The sequence below is a fragment of the Variovorax sp. PAMC 28711 genome (assembly GCF_001577265.1).
Classification (GTDB): domain Bacteria; phylum Pseudomonadota; class Gammaproteobacteria; order Burkholderiales; family Burkholderiaceae_C; genus Variovorax.
The window spans coordinates 2,648,818-2,665,030 of the sequence record NZ_CP014517.1; the positions used below are offsets into that span (position 1 = coordinate 2,648,818).

Below are 16,213 nucleotides of genomic sequence, written 5' to 3' on the forward strand. Positions count from 1 at the left end.
GAGCTTTAGATTTGCTGGGGGTCGACGTCGATCAGCCAGCGGATCACGCCCTTGCCTTCGGGCGTCCGGCGCAGCGCGTGCAACACCGGCTGCCAGCCCGCGAGCAACCTCTGCAGCGCGGCGCGTGAACCGCTCTCGACCAGCATCTGCGCACGCTCGACGTTCGCGACACGCTGGACCGCGAGCGGCACTGCCGGATAGCGCGTGACGCGCTCGGCACCTTCGAGCCGGTCGGCCGCGGTGCTCGCCGCGGTCAAGAACGCCTGCGCGGCGTCCTGCGTGCGCGCATCGGCGCGAATCAGTGCCTGGAACGCGAACGGCGGCATGCCGGCGGCGCGCCGCTCTGCCAGCTCCGACTGTGCGAAGGCCGCATAGTCGTGGCGCCGCAGCGCCGCGAACAGCGGATGCTGCGGATGCGAGGTCTGCACCCACATTTCGGCGCGGCTGCCTTGCGCTGCGAGGTACGCGGCGTCGCGCCCGGCGCGTCCGGCCGATTGCATCAGCAAACCGAAGAGGCGTTCCGGCGCCCGAAAGTCGCTCGAGAACAGCGCGCCGTCCGGGTTGACCGCTGCCACCAGCGTGATGCGCCGGAAGTCGTGTCCCTTGGCAATCATCTGGGTGCCGACCAGCACGTTGACCTCGCCCGAGTGCACGGCCGCGAGCTGCGATTCCAGCGCGCCTTCCTTGCGGGTGCTGTCGGCGTCGATGCGCGCGATGGTCACCGCGCTGCCGTCGGGCCGTTTCACGTCGGCGAAAAGTTCGCCCAGGTGCTCTTCGAGCCGCTCGGTGCCGCGGCCGACCGGTGCGATGTCCGGGTTGCCGCAGGCCGGGCAGGCGCGCGGCACGCGCTCCGCGTAGCCGCAGTGGTGGCAACGCAGGGTGCGATCGATCTTGTGGAACACGCGAAAGGCGCTGCAATGCGGGCATTCGCTCTTCCAGCCGCAGTCGCCGCAGGCCAGCACCGGCGCATAGCCGCGGCGGTTCAAAAACACCATGCTCTGCTCGCCGCGCGCAATGCGCTCGCCGATGGCGGCCAGCAATGCGCCCGACAGCACCGTCTTCGGCGGCTGCAGGTTCATGTCGACCAGGCGCACGGCCGGCAGTTCGCCAGCGCCGATGCGTGCAGGCATGGCGAGCCGCACATAGCGGCCTCCGGGATCGTCGCCTTCGGCCGGGCGGCTCTGGTGCCAGCTTTCGAAGGACGGCGTGGCCGAGCCGAGGATCACCTTGGCGTTTTCGCGCTGGCCGCGCCACACGGCGAGATCGCGCGCCGAATACCGTGCGCCCTCCTGCTGCTTGTAGCTCGGGTCGTGCTCCTCGTCGACGACGATCAATTGCAGCCCCGGCATCGACGCGAACACCGCCATGCGCGTGCCCAGCACGATGCGGGCGGTGCCGCTGTGCGCCGCCAGCCAGCTCGCCAGACGTTGCGGATTGGTCATGCCGCTGTGCAGCGACACGACTGCGTCGTCGCCGAAGCGCGCCTTGAAGCGCGCTTCGAGCTGCGGCGTCAGGTTGATCTCCGGCACCATGACGAGCGCCTGGGCGGCGTCGTTGCGCGCCAGCAATGCGGCCACGGCGCGCAGATACACCTCGGTCTTGCCGCTGCCCGTGCTGCCGAACAGCAGGAAGGGTCCCGCTTCGGTCTCGAAGCGGGCGAGGGCGTCGCTCTGCTCGGCCGAGAGCGCGATGGCGTTGGCCGCGGTGTCGGCCACCACCTCCGCGCGGGCCGCCGTCTTGCGCTTGAGCCGGCGGGCCAGTTGCACGCTGCTGAGGTCGCGCAACTGGGGCGGCAAAGCCGCCAACGCCACTTCGCCGAGCGAGCGCTGGTAGTAACGGGCGGCGAACGCCACCAGATCGCGCCACGCCTCACCGAGCGGCGCCAGCGCATCGAGCGCGGCGCCCACGGGCTTGAGCGCCATCGCGGTTTCGGTTTCCGTCTCGGGCGTGCTTTGCCAAACGACGCCCAGCACTTCGCGCGCGCCCAGCGGAACGCGCAAAAGGGTGCCGGCGGGCAACGGATCGTTGCCGGCGTAACTCAACAAATCGCCCAGCGCGCTGTGCGCCGGGGTTTGAACGGCGACGTCGATTCGCCAGTTCATGGGAGGCGCTGGCTGCGGTCGGTTGTTGATGTGGAGTCGAACAAAACGGCTTAAGTTGTTGATTTGACTGTGGTTTGCAGTTCATCCAGAGAATGTGTGGATAACTTTGTTGATATCCCAGCCCGACACGCTCCGAAGGCCCGCAAATCAAGGCATCCGCTGGATTGCCCGCAAAAAAAGCAAAATCTGAAATCCATATAAATCAACGACTTAGCAGCGCTATCGCTTTGGTAGCACGGGCCGCTGCCTGAAAGATGATTTTCCGCACCGCAGCAAGCGTTTTGTGCATAAGTCAATCCCGGGTCGTCGTTTTCGGGGGTTGACAAGGGTCGGTGTGTTGTTGTTATTTACAACCGCTCACACGCTCACGCCACAGTGCGCAGCGCGCGCGATTGCTGGTGAACCGCTGCAACCAAATGGGCTACATGGTCGGGCGGGGTGAACTGGCTGATGCCGTGGCCGAGGTTGAAGATGTGGGTCGGGCCGGTCGTCGTTTTGTCGGTGTGTGGCGCGCCGAAAGCCCGAAGCACCTTCGCCACTTCGGTTTCGATCTGCGCCTGCGGCGCGAACAGCACGTTGGGATCGATGTTGCCCTGCAGCGCCTTCGCGCCGGCGCCGTTTTCCGCCACGAGCGCGCGGGCGCGGCCGAGGTTCACCGTCCAGTCGACGCCGAGCACTTCGCAGTCGAGTCCGCGCATCGCGTCGAGCCACAGGCCGCCGCCCTTGGTGAAGACGATGCGCGGCACCGGAACGCCATCGGCGCCGCCGCGCTTCAGGCCCGCCAGGACGCGCGTGGTGTAGGCCAGGCTGAATTCCTGGAACGCGCCATCCGCCAGCACACCACCCCAGGAATCGAAAATCATCACGGCCTGCGCGCCGGCATCGATCTGGGCGTTGAGGTACGCGGCCACGGCGTCGGCGTTGATCGCCAGCAGGTGGTGCATCAGGTCGGGCCGGCTGTACATCAGCGACTTGACGCGCCGGTAGTCGCTCGAGCCGGCGCCTTCGACCATGTAGCAGGCGAGCGTCCACGGGCTGCCCGAAAAGCCGATGAGCGGGACCCGACCATCGAGCGCGCGACGGATCGAGGTGACCGCATCGAATACATATTTGAGCTTGTTGAGGTCGGGCGCCTCCAGCGCGTGGATCGCCGCCTCGTCGCGCACCGGCCGTGCGAAACGCGGGCCTTCGCCGGCCTCGAACGACAGGCCCAGGCCCATCGCGTCGGGCACGGTGAGGATGTCGGAAAACAGGATCGCCGCATCCAGCGGATAGCGCGCGAGCGGCTGCAGCGTGACCTCCGTTGCGTAGTCGACGTTGGTGGCCAGCCCCATGAAGCTGCCGGCTTTGGCGCGGGTCGCGACGTATTCGGGGAGATATCGGCCGGCCTGGCGCATCAGCCAGACGGGCGTGTGGTCGGTGGCCTGACGCCAACAGGCGCGCAGGAAAGTGTCGTTTTGGAGGGGTTGGAAGGACGCAGAAGGCATGCGGCGATTGTCGCAGGGGGCTCCGGCGCCCTCACGCCGTCCGCTACGCCGGTGCGCCGTAAGGTGTCGGCGTGCGCGCCTGGCGGCGGTACAGGATGAGCGTGGCGATCAGTCCGCAGATCGCCGCGGCCGTCATCCACAGGCCGGGCGCGCCCTTGTCGCCGGTCATCTCGATGAGGCCGGTGGCAATGGCCGGCGTGAAGCCGCCGAACACCGCGGTCGCCAGACTGTAGGCCAGCGAGAAGCCGGCGGTGCGCACGTGGACCGGCATCACTTCGGTGAGCGCCACGACCATCGCGCCGTTGTAGCTGGCGTACAGGAACGACAGCCACAGTTCGACCTCGAGCATGCGCACGAAGCTCGGCGCGCCGACCAGCCACTTGAGCGACGGGTACGCGGTGAGGATGGTCAGCACGGTGAAGACGATCAGGAGCGGCTTGCGCCCGACGCGATCCGACAGCGCGCCCATGACAGGCAGCCAGAAGAAATTGGAAATGGCCACGCACAGCGTGACCACCAGCGCATCGGTCGTGCTCAGGTGCAGCACGCTCTTGCCGAAGGTCGGCGTGTAGACGGTGATGAGGTAGAAGCTCACGGTCGTCATGGACACCAGCATCATCCCGGCGACCACGAGGCGCCAGTTCGAGACCATCGACTGGAAGATCTCTCGGGCATCGGGGCGGTGCTTGCGCGCCATGAACTCCTCGGTTTCCTGCAGCGAGCGGCGCAGGATGAATAGCACCGGCACGATCAGGCAGCCGACGAAGAACGGAATGCGCCAGTAGAAGTCGGCCACCTCGGCCGAGGTGAAGGTCACGTTGAGCCAGTAGCCGAGCGCCGCGGCCACGACGATCGCCACCTGCTGGCTGGCCGATTGCCACGCCACGTAGAAGCCCTTGTGGCCCGGCGTCGCCATCTCCGACAAATACACCGAGACGCCACCCAGCTCCACGCCCGCCGAAAAGCCCTGCAGCAAGCGGCCGACCAGCACCAGCAACGGTGCGGCGAGGCCGATCGTCGCGTAGCCCGGTACGCAGGCGATGAGCAGCGTGCCGAGCGCCATCAGCGCGAGCGTGACGATCAATCCCTGCCGGCGACCGACGCGGTCGATGTAGGCGCCCAGGAAGATCGCGCCGAGCGGGCGCATCAAGAAGCCTGCGCCGAAGGTCATGAAGGTCAGCATCAGCGAGGCGAACTCGTTGCCGGCCGGAAAGAACGCCTTCGAGATCTGCGTGGCGTAGAAGCCGAACAGGAAGAAGTCGAACATCTCCATGAAGTTGCCACCCGTCACGCGCAGGACGGTGGCGAACTTGGAGGAGGAAGCGGTGGGGGTCGTCCCTGGGGTCATGGGTGTGTCTCTTGTCGTTGGCTTGTCGCCAACGAGGCTAGACGGCCCGACCCGACCGGAGCCTGACCGCGGGGGTCAGGTGCTGCGGTCCTGCCTCAGGTCTTGTACTTGACCGAGCAGCCGTAGGGCTTGGTGGTGGCGGCAGAAATCGGCTTGCCGCCGAGCGCTTCGCCCAGCGCCTGCTTCACGTAATTGGTCGCGGCCGGAATGTCGGCAGGTCGCGCCGAGGCGATGCTGTCGATGCCGCCCGCGTACACCAGCGTGCCCTTGGGGTCGATGATGAAGATGTGCGGCGTGGTGCGCGCGCCGTAGGCCTGGCCGATCACGCCGTCTTCGTCCATCAGCATGGCAGTGGGCGCAGCGTCGTGCTCTTTCATCCAGCCGTCGAGCGCGGCCGGCTTCAGGTAGTCGCTCGCGGCACGCTCGGTGGAATTGATGGCGAGCCACACCACGCCCTGGCCGGTCGCGGCTTTTTGCGTGGCCGGCATGTTGCCGCTTCCATAGTGCTTCTTCACGAAAGGACAACCGGGGTTGGTCCATTCGAGCACCACGAACTTGCCGGCGAAGTCGGAGAGCTTGTGCGGCTGGCCGCGCGTGTCGACGGCGACGAAATCGGGCGCGCGCTGGCCGACGGCCGGGGCGGCGTTGGCGTTCGCGCCCATCAGAAAGGTGGCGCCGAGCGCCACCGCAGCGGCCATCACGGCGCGGCGCGAGGCGCGGTCGAGGGCGGCGCGGGCGCTGCGAGCGGCCCGGAGGGAACGCGATGCGGACGATGGCAAGGAAGGCATGGTCGGCGAATGCTCCACAAAAAATATGAACGGTGGCTGCAGCTTAGGACGGTTTTCTCGCCTGCTTGTGACAACCCGTATGGCAGCGAGGAATAGCGCGGGGCTACAACGCCGCGAGCGCGGCGCGCACGTCGTTCTTGCCCAGGATTTCCGTCAACACCACAGGCGCCTTGCCGGGCGCCTGCAACACATACACCGGCACGCCGTTGCGCCCGAGCGCGGCCAGCGCGGCGGTGATCGCCGGGTCGCGGCGCGTCCAGTCGGCCCGCAACATCGCCACGTTCTTGCCGTCGAAATCGGCGAGCACCTGCTTGTCTTCCAGCGTGCCCTTGTTGTACTGGCAGGTCACGCACCAGGCGGCGGTGAAGTCGATGAACACCGGTCGGCCCGAGGCCATCAGGTCGGTCGCCCGCTCGCTGGACCAGCGCTCCCACCGCGCATTGGCCGCGCCGGCCACGGTGGCGGGCTCCACGGTCTGCAGGACATTCCGGCCGATCGTGCCGGCGACGCCGACGGTCACGGCGAGCAGGAGGACGGCGACCACGCGCCTGGATTGGCCCTTGAGCGTGAACGACCACACCACGGCCGCCAGGCACACGAGCAGGGCGAGCAGCGCGCCGGCGCCGTCGATGCCGGCCTGCTGGCCGAGCACCCAGACCAGCCAGGCCACGGTCGCGAACATCGGGAAGGCGAGCAGGCGGCGCAGCGTTTCCATCCACGGGCCGGGCTTGGGGAGCAACAGGGCGATGGCCGGCACGAAGCCCGCCACCAGGTAGGGCAGCGCCATGCCGAAACCGAGCGCCGCGAACAGCAGCAGCGCCTGCGTGCCGGGCAGGCCGACGGCATAGCCCATCGAGGCACCCATGAAGGGCGCGGTGCAGGGCGAGGCGATCACCACGGCCAGCACGCCCGACAGGAAATCGTTCATCACCGGATGCTTCACCTGGGCCGTGCAAACCGATTGCGGCGCCATGCGCCTGAACTCGAACACGCCGGCGAGGTTGAGGCCGATCAGGGTGAAAAGGCCCGCCAGCACTGCGATCACCGCGGGCGACTGCAATTGAAAGCCCCAGCCGAGCCCGGCACCGGCCGCACGCAGCGCCAGCATGACGCCGCCGAGCGCGAGAAACGACAGCATCACGCCGCCGGTGTAGGCGAGCCCGGCGCGGCGATGCGTGCCGTGGTCGCCGGCCTGGCGCGCGAAGGCCAGCACCTTGATCGCGAGGATCGGGAACACGCAGGGCATCAGGTTGAGCAACAGCCCGCCAAGAAACGCGCCCAGCAGTGCCATGACAAAGGTGGTGGACGAACCCGCCGCCATCACCGGGGTGGCCGCAGCCCGGGCCGCATCTGCGGCCAGAACGTTCGCGAGTGCAGGCGAGAGCGTGGCGCGCGGCGCGACCGGCGGCCACGGGCCTTGCACCGGCGCTTCGGCGCGCCAGGCAAAGGGCTGGCCCGCAGTCCGGTCGCCGGCTGCCAGCGCGACGACCACTGCCATCGTGTCGGGGCTCTCTGAGCGCTGCTCGGCGAGCGGCAAGGTTCCGATCCAGGTGCCGCCATCCCAACGTTGCGTCCAGTCCTTGCCGTCCACCGCGGCGTTGTGGATCACTTCGCCGGTTTCGGGGAAGAAGGCGAGCTTCTTGTTCTGCGCCGCGGCGGGCAGGCCAGCCAGCGTCACCTCGATCGTCTGCCCGCGCACAGAGACCGCGCCAGGGCGCGTCAGTGCAGCCGGCTGTGCGGCGAGCGAGGCGTCGAAATCGACCTTGTGCAGCGCGGTCGAGCCCTGCACCGGCAGCTTGAGCGAGAAGTCGCCCTCTTCGGGGATGCATTCCTTGCGACACACCAGCCAGGTGGCGTGCAGCTTGATCTCGACTTCGGGGTTGCCCGCCAACGCGACGGCCGGCTTGAAATCCGGCGTGATCGTGAGCGGAACCGGCAGCAGCACCGTGCCTTCGTAGCCGTAGTTGGCGAGTGTGCCGACCGGAATCTTCTGCGGCACCGGCCAGGCGATATTGCCGGCCGTCACGCCGGCCGGCAGCGTCAGCGCCAGCTCGGTGGGCAAGCCGGAATCACCGGCGTTCTTCCAGTAGGTGTGCCACTCGGGCTGGTGCGCGATTTGCAGGCCGACCCACACCGGCGCACCGGGCACGACCCCGTCGGGGGCCTGTGCGACCAACTCGGCGCGCACATGCGGCGTCGTCACCACCGCCCCGGTTTTCGACGTCAACTGCGCCGCAGCCGGCATGCAGGCTGCAAAAGAAGCTATCAAAAACGTAGCAAGAGGGAGGCGAAAGGAAAGCATTCGATCAGTCGGAGCGTGCTGCACGCTGGCAAGTTCCGGGCACTGGCCCCGGCCGGGCACGAAACAGGGCGTGGGTCACCCGGCGATGGTAGCGGCGATGCATGACCGGGGTGTGCCCACGCCCGAAAGCGCCTGCAGCCGACAGGTACCAATGCCCCGACGCTGGATGATCGATCCAACAGGAGACTGCTTCATGAACCGACCGATCCTCACCGCGCTCGCCGCCGCCGCCTTCCTGGCGGGCTGCGGGGAAACCGCCAAACTGCCTGCCGAAGCCACCATCGGCCCGGCGCCTCAGCTGGCCGCGCCCGACAAGCGAATGATCCCGACCGTCAACATCGCGCCCGCCGTCGGCTGGACCGACACCGCCGGCCCGACACCCGCCAACGGCCTCGCCGTGACGGCACTGGCGCGCGGACTCGACCATCCGCGCTGGGTCTACACGCTGCCCAACGGCGACGTGCTGGTCGCCGAAAGCAACAAGCCGCCCAAGCCGAAGGAGCCCAAGGATGGCGGCGATGGCCTCTTTGCACAGATCCGGAACAAGGTGATGGGCATGGTGATGGCGCGCGCCGGCGCTGGCGTGCCGAGCGCCAACCGCATCACGTTGCTGCGCGACGCCAATGGCGACGGCGTGGCCGAGATGAAACAGGTGTTCCTGCAGAACCTCACCTCGCCGTACGGCATGGTGCTGGTCGGCAACGAACTCTTCATCGCCAACGCCGATGCATTGGTGAAGGTGCCCTACACCGAGGGGCAGACCAGCATCGCGACGCCGCCCACTGTGGTCACCGACCTGCCGGCCGGCATCAACCACCATTGGACCAAGAACGTCGCTGCCAATCGCGAGGGCACCAAGCTCTACGTCACGGTCGGTTCCAACAGCAACATCGGCGAGAACGGGATGGCCGCCGAAGAAGGCCGCGCGGCGATTTGGGAAGTCGACGTGAAGTCGGGGGCCAAGCGACTCTTCGCGAGTGGACTGCGCAACCCGAACGGCCTCGGCTTCGACCCCGATACGCAGGTGCTGTGGACGGTGGTGAACGAGCGCGACGAGATCGGAAGCGACCTCGTGCCCGACTACCTCACCTCGGTGAAGGACGGCGCGTTCTACGGCTGGCCCTGGAGCTACTACGGCGGCCACGTCGACGGCCGGGTGAATCCGCAGCGTCCGGACATGGTCGCCAAGGCGATCCCGCCCGACTACGCGCTCGGCTCGCACGTGGCGCCGCTGGGCATGACCTTCTCCAGCGCGCGCGGCATGCCGCCCGAGCTCGCGAACGGCGTCTTCATCGGCGAGCACGGCTCATGGAACCGCAAGCCACTGTCGGGCTACAAGGTGGTGTTCGTGCCGTTCATCGGCGGCCGGCCCAGCGGGCCGCCGGTCGATGTGCTGACCGGTTTCCTGAACGCGGAGGAAAAGGCGCAGGGTCGCCCGGTCGGCGTGGCACTCGACAAATCCGGTGCACTGCTGGTGGCCGACGACGTCGGCAACGTGGTGTGGCGCGTCTCGAAGGCGCGCTGACGGTCGCCTGACGGACAAGGCGCCGTCAGAAACCCTCAAGCACGACCTTGCCTTGCGCCTTGCCGCTTTCGACCAGCGCGGCCACCTCGGCCACCTCGGCCAGCAGCTTGTCCTGCTCGGCCATGTCGGGCGTTTCGAAGCGCGAGCGAGTGAACATCAGTTTCCAGTGCAGCGAGAGGCACGTGGTCTTGAGCGGCATCACGTCGAGCGTCGGCATGTCGTCGATCACGCCGATCGCACCCTGGTGCTCGAGCGATCCGATGATCTGCGCGTAGTGCTGCGCCGTCCGCGTGAGGCTGGCGACGTAGTCGACCTCGCGCCATCCCGCAGCCTCCCGCTCTGGCCACGCCGAAGCGTTCGAAGAGCAGTTCCCAGGCGGTGATGGTGGTGAGCGGCAGGGCGGCGGCTTGCGCGTCGTCGAGGCTCTCCGGCGCCAGCGCGACGATGCGCTCGTCGACCGCGTGCAATTCGCTGTTGGCGCCGGGCCGGGTGATCGGGCCGGCGTAGTACACGCGGTCGCCGACGTTGAAGTGCTTCACCGCGCTGCCGATCGCCTCGACCGTGCCGACGGCGTCCCAGCCCAGCACCTTGGCCTGGCCGGCCTCGGGTGCCGCGTTCTTGCGCACCTTGGTGTCGACTGGATTCACCGAAATGGCTTTCACGCGCACCAGCAGGTCGCGGGCGCCGGGGTTGGGCGCGGGGAGTTCGATGTCTTGCAACGAGGCCGCGTCGTCCACCGGGCAGGTGTTGTAGAAGCCGATGGCTTTCGGGGCCGGATCCTTCGAAGGTGGGGCAGAACGGTAGGATGCCGGTCCGGCGTCGCGTGCCCTGGGGCTTCTCCCGGGCCCTCCCCGCGACCCGATTCCAGACCCCGAGTGCGCGCGGAACTTGCGTGCAGAAAATTCCATGAGCAAGTCACGATCCGCCACTTCTTCCACGCCGCACCTGCGCGTTTCCGCCAGCGGCATCCACGGCCTCGGCGCCTATGCCACGCGGCCCTTGCCGGCCGGCGCGTTTCTCGGCCTCTACGAAGGCCGGCGCTACACGCCCGCCCAGATCGCAGCCAAGACTTGGAACGACCAGCTGACCTACCTCTTCATGCTGTCGAACGACGAAACCATCGACGGCGCAAAGGGCGGCAACGCGACCCGCCACTTGAACCATTCGTGCGATCCGAACTGCGAAGCGGTCGAGGAATACGACGAGGCCGGCGAGCTGGTGCTGAAGTTCCAGACGCTCGTCGCCGTCGAAGCCGGCGACGAGTTGTTCATCGATTACGGCCTGACCGCCGACGACGGCTCGACCGCCGCCGACTACGTGTGTCACTGCGGCACCGAAAGCTGCCGCGGCACGATGCTGGCGCCCGTGGAAACCGTCGAATCAGGCGAGGCTGTCGGCCTGGCGCCTTGAGAACTGCACGCGCGCGGCCCGCGTGATCGCGACCACACACGGGTGCGTGATGCGCCGCTCGACCGAGATCGCGAAAAACTCTTCGAGCAATTCCGACGCCCGGCCCACCACCTCCACGCCGTACTGCGCGCAGGTTTCGTCTTCGAGCACGGTCGGCGTCATGAACACGCCGCGCCCCTCGCCGCCGAATGCCTTCAAGAGCGCGGCGTCGTCGAACTCGCCGATGAGCCGCGGGCGCAGTCCGTGTTCCGCGAGCCAGAGGTCCAGGCGCTGGCGCACCGCCGACGACGAACCCTGGATCAGCATGGGAGCGCCGTCCAGGCATTGCGGAAATGCACCTTTCAAGGATTCCTTCAGGCCTTTCGACGCGAAGAAGCTCATGGCGGTTGCGCCGAGCGGGTGGTTGAAGGCCTTCACGCTGGTCTGCTTGCCCATCGCCTCGTCGGCGATCACCAGGTCCAGTCGCTGCACCGACAGCTGGCCGAGCAGGTCGCGAAAGTTGCCTTCGTGGCAGATCAGCCGGACGGGCTCAGTGATGCCGAGCGCCGGCTCCAGCAGGCGATACGCGATCGACTTGGGCACCGCGTCCGCGATGCCGACGCGAAAGTTCAGCGTGCGGCCGCTCTCGCCGTGCCGGCCGAGCGCGCTTTCGAGTTCGGCGCCGAGCGAAAAGATCTGGTCGGCGTAGCTGAGCGCCGTGCGGCCTTCTGGCGTGAGCTCGACCCCGCGGCCGCTCTTCTGGAACAAATGGCAGCCCAGGCGTTCTTCGAGCAACTTGATCTGTCCCGACAGCGTTTGCGGCGTGATGTGCAACTGCTCGCTGGCACGCACGATGCCACCGGCCTTGGCTGCGGCCCAGAAATAGTGAAGGTGTTTGAAGTTCATGGGGCTTCGTAGGAGAGCAAGCCGCAATCGTACGTAAAATTCGAAGAGAAGTGGGTAAAAAATCGACTTTTCCCGAAGACTCGAAATGCATAAGGTGCGCTGGTCACCTAAGGAGATTCCATGAACGACACCACTTCCGTCTACAGCGCTGGCAACGCCGGCCTGCAGACCACCACCCAACGCAATCAGGTGCTTCGCAACACCTACTGGTTGCTCGCGTTGTCGATGCTGCCCACCGTGCTCGGCGCGTGGATCGGCGTCGAAACCGGCGTCGCCCGCATGCTGTCGCCGGGCATCGGAATGATCGTGTTCCTCGTCGGCGCGTTCGGCTTCATGTACGCGATCGAAAAGACCAAGAACTCCGCCGCCGGCGTGCCGGTGCTGCTCGCCTTCACCTTCTTCATGGGCCTGATGCTCTCGCGCCTGGTCGGCAGCGTGCTCGGGTTGGCCAACGGTGCCGGATTGATCATGACGGCCTTCGCCGGCACCGGCGCGATCTTCTTCGGCATGGCGACGCTGTCGTCGGTCATCAAGCGCGACCTGTCCTCGATGGGCAAGTGGCTCTTCATCGGCGTGATCATGTTGCTGGTCGCAGGCATCGCGAACTTCTTCATCCAGTCGAGCGCACTGATGATCACGCTGTCGGTGCTGGCCATCGGCATCTTCTCGGCCTTCATCCTGCATGACCTGAAGCGCGTCAAGGACGGCCTGGAAACCAACTACATCACCGCCACGCTCGGCGTGTACCTGAGCCTCTACAACGTCTTCTCGTCGTTGCTGGCGCTGCTGGGCATCGGCGGAGGCCGCGAAGAATGACGATGGGCACCGAAGAAACCCGCGCCGTCGTCACGCTGTGCCTGATGGCGGCGTTCGTCGATGGCGACAAGCACGAACGCGAGCGCGAGGAAATCAAGCGCATCGCCGAGGGACTGTCGAAAGACGGCGCGCTGCACATGCCGGCGCTTTACCAGGACGTGCTGATGAAGCGCGTGTCGCTGGCCGACGTGACCACGCAGCTGGCCAGCGCGGACGCGAAACGCCTGGCCTACGAAATGGCCGTGTGCGTGTGCGATGCCGATGGCGCGCATTCCGAGGCCGAGCGCGCTTTTCTCGCGGATGTCCGCAGTTCGCTGGGCCTCGACGCCGCGGCATCTGCGCAGTTCACCGAGCAGGCGCAGGCGCTCGCGACCGTTCCGCTCGCGACCGCCGGGCCGGCAGTCGATGAGGCCGATCTCGATCAGGCGATCCTCAACGCAGCCATCCTGAACGGCGCGCTCGAACTGCTGCCCGAGACGCTGTCGACCATGGCGATCATTCCGCTGCAGATGAAGTTGGTCTATCGCGTGGGCAAGGCCTATGGCTTCGAGCTCGATTCCGGCCACGTGAAGGATTTCGTCGCGACGGTCGGTGTCGGCCTCACTTCGCAATACCTCGAACAGGCAGGCCGCAAGCTGCTCGGTGGTTTGCTGGGTCGCGTCGGCGGCGGACTGCTCGGCGGGCTGGGCAAGCAGGCGGTCAGTTCGGGCATGAGCTTCGCGACGACCTATGCGCTCGGCCACGTGGCCAAGCGCTATTACGCCGGCGGCCGGAAGCTCTCGACGCAGATGCTGAAGGATGCCTACGCCAATGTGATGCAGGAGGCGCAGGGCATGCAGACGCGCTACCTGCCGCAGATGCAGGAAAAGGCTCGGACGATCGACGTCAAGCAAATCCTGTCGATGGTGCGGCGCTAGAAACGGCGCACCCCGAACGCAAAAATGGCCACCCGGAGGTGGCCATTTTTTTTATTCTGGAGCGGGATAAGAGACTCGAACTCTCGACCTCAACCTTGGCAAGGTTGCGCTCTACCAACTGAGCTAATCCCGCATGAAGCGGGTCGAATTATAGAGGGCAAAACGGACGCTTTTGCGCAGGCTCAGATCATCGGCGTCACGGCGCCGTCCATCGCGAGAATCGCGCCCGTCACGTAGCTGGCCCTGGGCGATGCGAGGAACACGACGGCGTTCGCGATTTCTTCCGGTGTCGCGATGCGGCCCAGCGGCAACTTCGCGGTGGCGCGCTGGAGCGCCTCGTCGGTGGCGATGCCCTGCATGCCGGCGTCGGCCTTCATGCCTTCCTGCAGCCGCGCGGTCAGCGTGAGGCCGGGGTTCACCGCGTTCACTCGCACGCCCTTGCCGGCATACGCTGCGGCCATGCCCGCGCTCACCAGCATCAGCGCCGCGTTGGCCGCGCCGCCGGGCATGTGGATCGGGCTCGCCACCTTGCCGCCCATGCCGATCACGTTGACGATCGCGCCGCGCCCGCGCGCGCCCATGCGCTTGACCACCGGATCGATCATGTGGATGTAGGTGAAGTATTTGGCCTCCATCGCCTCGTGCCATACCAGTGGCTCCAGCGCTTCGGGGGGCGTGCGTTTGGCGGCACCGGCCGAGTTGACGAGCACGTCGATCGGTCCGAAGTTCACCTCGGCCGCGTCGAGCGCTTCGACTGCGTCGCCGGGCAGCTTCAGGTCGGCGGTGTAGACGGCGATCCGCGCGCTGGTGTCCTCGCCCATCTGGGCGGTGAGCGTTTGCCGGGCGGCTTCGAGGTTGGCGCCGTCGCGCGACACGAGGCTCACGCGCGCGCCCTCGCGCAGGAAGCCGAGCGCGCAGGCCAGGCCGATGCCCTTGCTGCCGCCGGTGATGAGAACGTGCTGGTTGTCGAGTTGGAGGTTCATGCCGCGATTCAACCACCGCTCTAAGATTGCCGCATGACCGACGCCTCTGCTCCGCCCCGCCCGCACCGTCACTGGGCCGCCCTGACGACGCGCGACTTCGCGGCGCTCGATCCGGCCACCACGGTCGCGGTGCTGCCGCTCGGCGCGACCGAGCAACATGGCCCGCACCTGCCGCTCGGCGTCGACACGCTGCTGGCCGATGGCATCGTCGCCGCCGCGCTGCCGCTGTTGCCGGCCGATGCCTCGGTGCTGGTGCTGCCGACCCAGTCGATCGGTCTCAGCCCCGAGCACGCGCGCTTCGCGGGCACGCTCACGCTGTCGGCCGAAACGCTGATCCGCCTGTGGAAAGACATCGGCGCCGGCGTCGCGCGGGCGGGCGTGAAGAAGCTGGTGTTCTTCAACGCGCATGGCGGCCATGTCGGCGCGATGGACATCGTGGCGCGCGAGCTGCGAGAGGCGCACGACCTCATCGTCTACAGCGTGAGCTGGTTCAACCTGCCGCTCGGGGAGGCGGGGGCGCAGTTCGATGCAGACGAGCACCGCTTTGGCGTGCATGCGGGCGACATCGAAACCTCGATGGTGCTGGCGCTGCAGCCGGCACTGGTGCGCATGGACGCCGCGCAAGACTTCACGTCGGCCTCGCAGCAGCGTGCAGTCGATTTCGCGTTGCTGGGCAACGGCAAGAGCGCCAAGCTCGGCTGGGCCATGCAGGACTACAACGCCGAGGGTGCCGCCGGAAACGCCGCTGCAGCCACGGCCGGCAAGGGCCGTGCGGTGATCGACGAAGCCGCCCGGCAGCTCGCCTTGCTGCTGGCCGAAGTCGCGCGGCTGCCCCTCAGCACCCTTGGAAAGGACCCTCGATGAACACCCGACCCTCCCGCAAACTTTCCGCCCGACTGGCGCTTGCGGTTCCGCTCTCGCTCTTGCTGGGCGTCGCAGCGCCGGCCGCTCTGGCCGACACGATCAAGGTGCTCACGTCCGGCGCGTTCAAGCAGGTGGTGCTGGCATTCGTGCCGGCCTTCGAGGCGGGCAGCGGCCACAAGGTCGAGGTGGCCGAAGGCACGGCGGGCGCCTTGCAGAAGCGCGTCGATGGCGGTGAACCGTTCGATGTGGTGGTCATTACGCCGCCGGTGCTCAAGCAATATGCCGAGCAGGGCAAGGTGGTGCCGGCGAGCGTCGTGACGCTGGCCCGGGTCGGGGCGGGCGTCGGGATGAAGGCCGGCACGCCGTTACCCGAGATCCTCACGGTCGAGCAGTTCCGCCAGACCGTGTTGAACGCACGCGCCGTGGCCTACATCGATCCTGCGGCGGGCGGTTCGAGTGGCATCTACCTGCAGGGTCTGTTCGAGCGGCTCGGCATCGCGCCGCAGGTGGCCGCCAAGGCCGTGCTGGTGAAGGGTGGCTATTCGGCAGCGCGCATCGTCAGCGGCGAGGCCGACCTGGCGATCCAGCAGATCAGCGAAATCCTGCCGGTGGCTGGCGTCACGCTGGTGGGTCCGTTGCCCGAAGAGATCCAGAACTACACGAGCTACGCGGGTGGCGTCGCCGCGACGTCGGCACATGCGTCCATTGCGCAGGCGTTTCTGTCCAGCATGAACGGTGCGGCCGCAGCGGACACGATCCGCGCCAAGGGCATGTTGCCGCCCTGAC

The 16,213-nt window shown here is 67.2% G+C and carries 13 protein-coding genes, 1 tRNA gene and 1 pseudogene; 6 read left to right on the forward strand and 9 right to left on the reverse strand.

The window, feature by feature from the left end:
* Window positions 1-5: 5 nt before the first annotated feature.
* From priA to AX767_RS12895, 5 genes are all read right to left on the reverse strand, one after another.
* Window positions 6-2,102 carry a replication restart helicase PriA gene (gene priA, locus AX767_RS12875; RefSeq protein ID WP_068631703.1) on the reverse strand — a complete coding sequence of 699 codons (2,097 nt, stop codon included), beginning with the start codon at window positions 2,100-2,102 and terminating at the stop codon, window positions 6-8.
* A gap of 365 nt (window positions 2,103-2,467) precedes the next feature.
* A complete protein-coding gene (gene hemE / locus AX767_RS12880) occupies window positions 2,468-3,589 on the reverse strand; it encodes a uroporphyrinogen decarboxylase (protein ID WP_068631704.1) in 1,122 nt (373 codons plus the stop codon).
* 43 nt (window positions 3,590-3,632) lie between these two features.
* Window positions 3,633-4,937 carry an MFS transporter gene (locus AX767_RS12885; protein ID WP_068631705.1) on the reverse strand — a complete coding sequence of 435 codons (1,305 nt, stop codon included), beginning with the start codon at window positions 4,935-4,937 and terminating at the stop codon, window positions 3,633-3,635.
* A 95-nt stretch (window positions 4,938-5,032) separates the two neighbouring features.
* A complete protein-coding gene (locus tag AX767_RS12890; protein WP_082755152.1) occupies window positions 5,033-5,725 on the reverse strand; it encodes a thioredoxin family protein in 693 nt (230 codons plus the stop codon).
* 103 nt (window positions 5,726-5,828) lie between these two features.
* Window positions 5,829-7,970 (reverse strand): protein-disulfide reductase DsbD family protein, encoded by a 2,142-nt coding sequence (locus AX767_RS12895; protein WP_082755011.1) that lies wholly within the window; start codon window positions 7,968-7,970, stop codon window positions 5,829-5,831.
* Window positions 7,971-8,220: 250 nt separating this feature from the next.
* Here AX767_RS12895 and AX767_RS12900 point away from each other — a divergent pair, with 250 nt between their 5' ends.
* A complete protein-coding gene (locus AX767_RS12900; protein WP_068631707.1) occupies window positions 8,221-9,552 on the forward strand; it encodes a PQQ-dependent sugar dehydrogenase in 1,332 nt (443 codons plus the stop codon).
* Window positions 9,553-9,577: 25 nt separating this feature from the next.
* Here the strand turns inward: AX767_RS12900 and AX767_RS21030 are convergent.
* Window positions 9,578-10,313, reverse strand: a pseudogene (locus tag AX767_RS21030) (alcohol dehydrogenase catalytic domain-containing protein).
* A 145-nt stretch (window positions 10,314-10,458) separates the two neighbouring features.
* On the opposite strand from AX767_RS21030, the gene AX767_RS12915 reads away from it, so the two are divergent.
* On the forward strand, window positions 10,459-10,962 hold the full coding sequence (locus tag AX767_RS12915) for an SET domain-containing protein (RefSeq protein ID WP_068631710.1): 504 nt from the start codon (window positions 10,459-10,461) through the stop codon (window positions 10,960-10,962).
* Here the strand turns inward: AX767_RS12915 and nhaR are convergent.
* Window positions 10,933-11,847: a transcriptional activator NhaR gene (nhaR, locus tag AX767_RS12920; protein WP_068631711.1), complete on the reverse strand. Its 915-nt coding sequence runs from the start codon at window positions 11,845-11,847 to the stop codon at window positions 10,933-10,935. The genes AX767_RS12915 and nhaR overlap by 30 nt on opposite strands.
* Before the next feature lie 120 nt (window positions 11,848-11,967).
* On the opposite strand from nhaR, the gene AX767_RS12925 reads away from it, so the two are divergent.
* Both AX767_RS12925 and AX767_RS12930 read left to right on the forward strand, forming a co-directional pair.
* On the forward strand, window positions 11,968-12,663 hold the full coding sequence (locus AX767_RS12925; RefSeq protein WP_068631712.1) for a Bax inhibitor-1 family protein: 696 nt from the start codon (window positions 11,968-11,970) through the stop codon (window positions 12,661-12,663).
* 2 nt (window positions 12,664-12,665) lie between these two features.
* Complete coding sequence (locus AX767_RS12930) at window positions 12,666-13,580, forward strand: YcjF family protein (protein WP_068631713.1); 915 nt, start codon at window positions 12,666-12,668, stop codon at window positions 13,578-13,580.
* 57 nt (window positions 13,581-13,637) lie between these two features.
* On the opposite strand, the gene AX767_RS12935 is transcribed toward AX767_RS12930, so the two are convergent.
* Both AX767_RS12935 and AX767_RS12940 read right to left on the reverse strand, forming a co-directional pair.
* Window positions 13,638-13,713 (reverse strand) — tRNA-Gly (locus tag AX767_RS12935).
* A 49-nt stretch (window positions 13,714-13,762) separates the two neighbouring features.
* Window positions 13,763-14,563, reverse strand: a complete 801-nt coding sequence (locus AX767_RS12940; protein WP_068631714.1) for an SDR family oxidoreductase — start codon at window positions 14,561-14,563, stop codon at window positions 13,763-13,765.
* A 33-nt stretch (window positions 14,564-14,596) separates the two neighbouring features.
* Here AX767_RS12940 and AX767_RS12945 point away from each other — a divergent pair, with 33 nt between their 5' ends.
* Together AX767_RS12945 and AX767_RS12950 are read left to right on the forward strand one after the other, a co-directional pair.
* Window positions 14,597-15,427 carry a creatininase family protein gene (locus AX767_RS12945; protein ID WP_068631715.1) on the forward strand — a complete coding sequence of 277 codons (831 nt, stop codon included), beginning with the start codon at window positions 14,597-14,599 and terminating at the stop codon, window positions 15,425-15,427.
* Window positions 15,424-16,212, forward strand: a complete 789-nt coding sequence (locus AX767_RS12950; RefSeq protein ID WP_068631716.1) for a substrate-binding domain-containing protein — start codon at window positions 15,424-15,426, stop codon at window positions 16,210-16,212. Before AX767_RS12945 ends, AX767_RS12950 begins: the two co-directional genes overlap by 4 nt.
* The last annotated feature ends 1 nt before the right edge of the window (window position 16,213 follow it).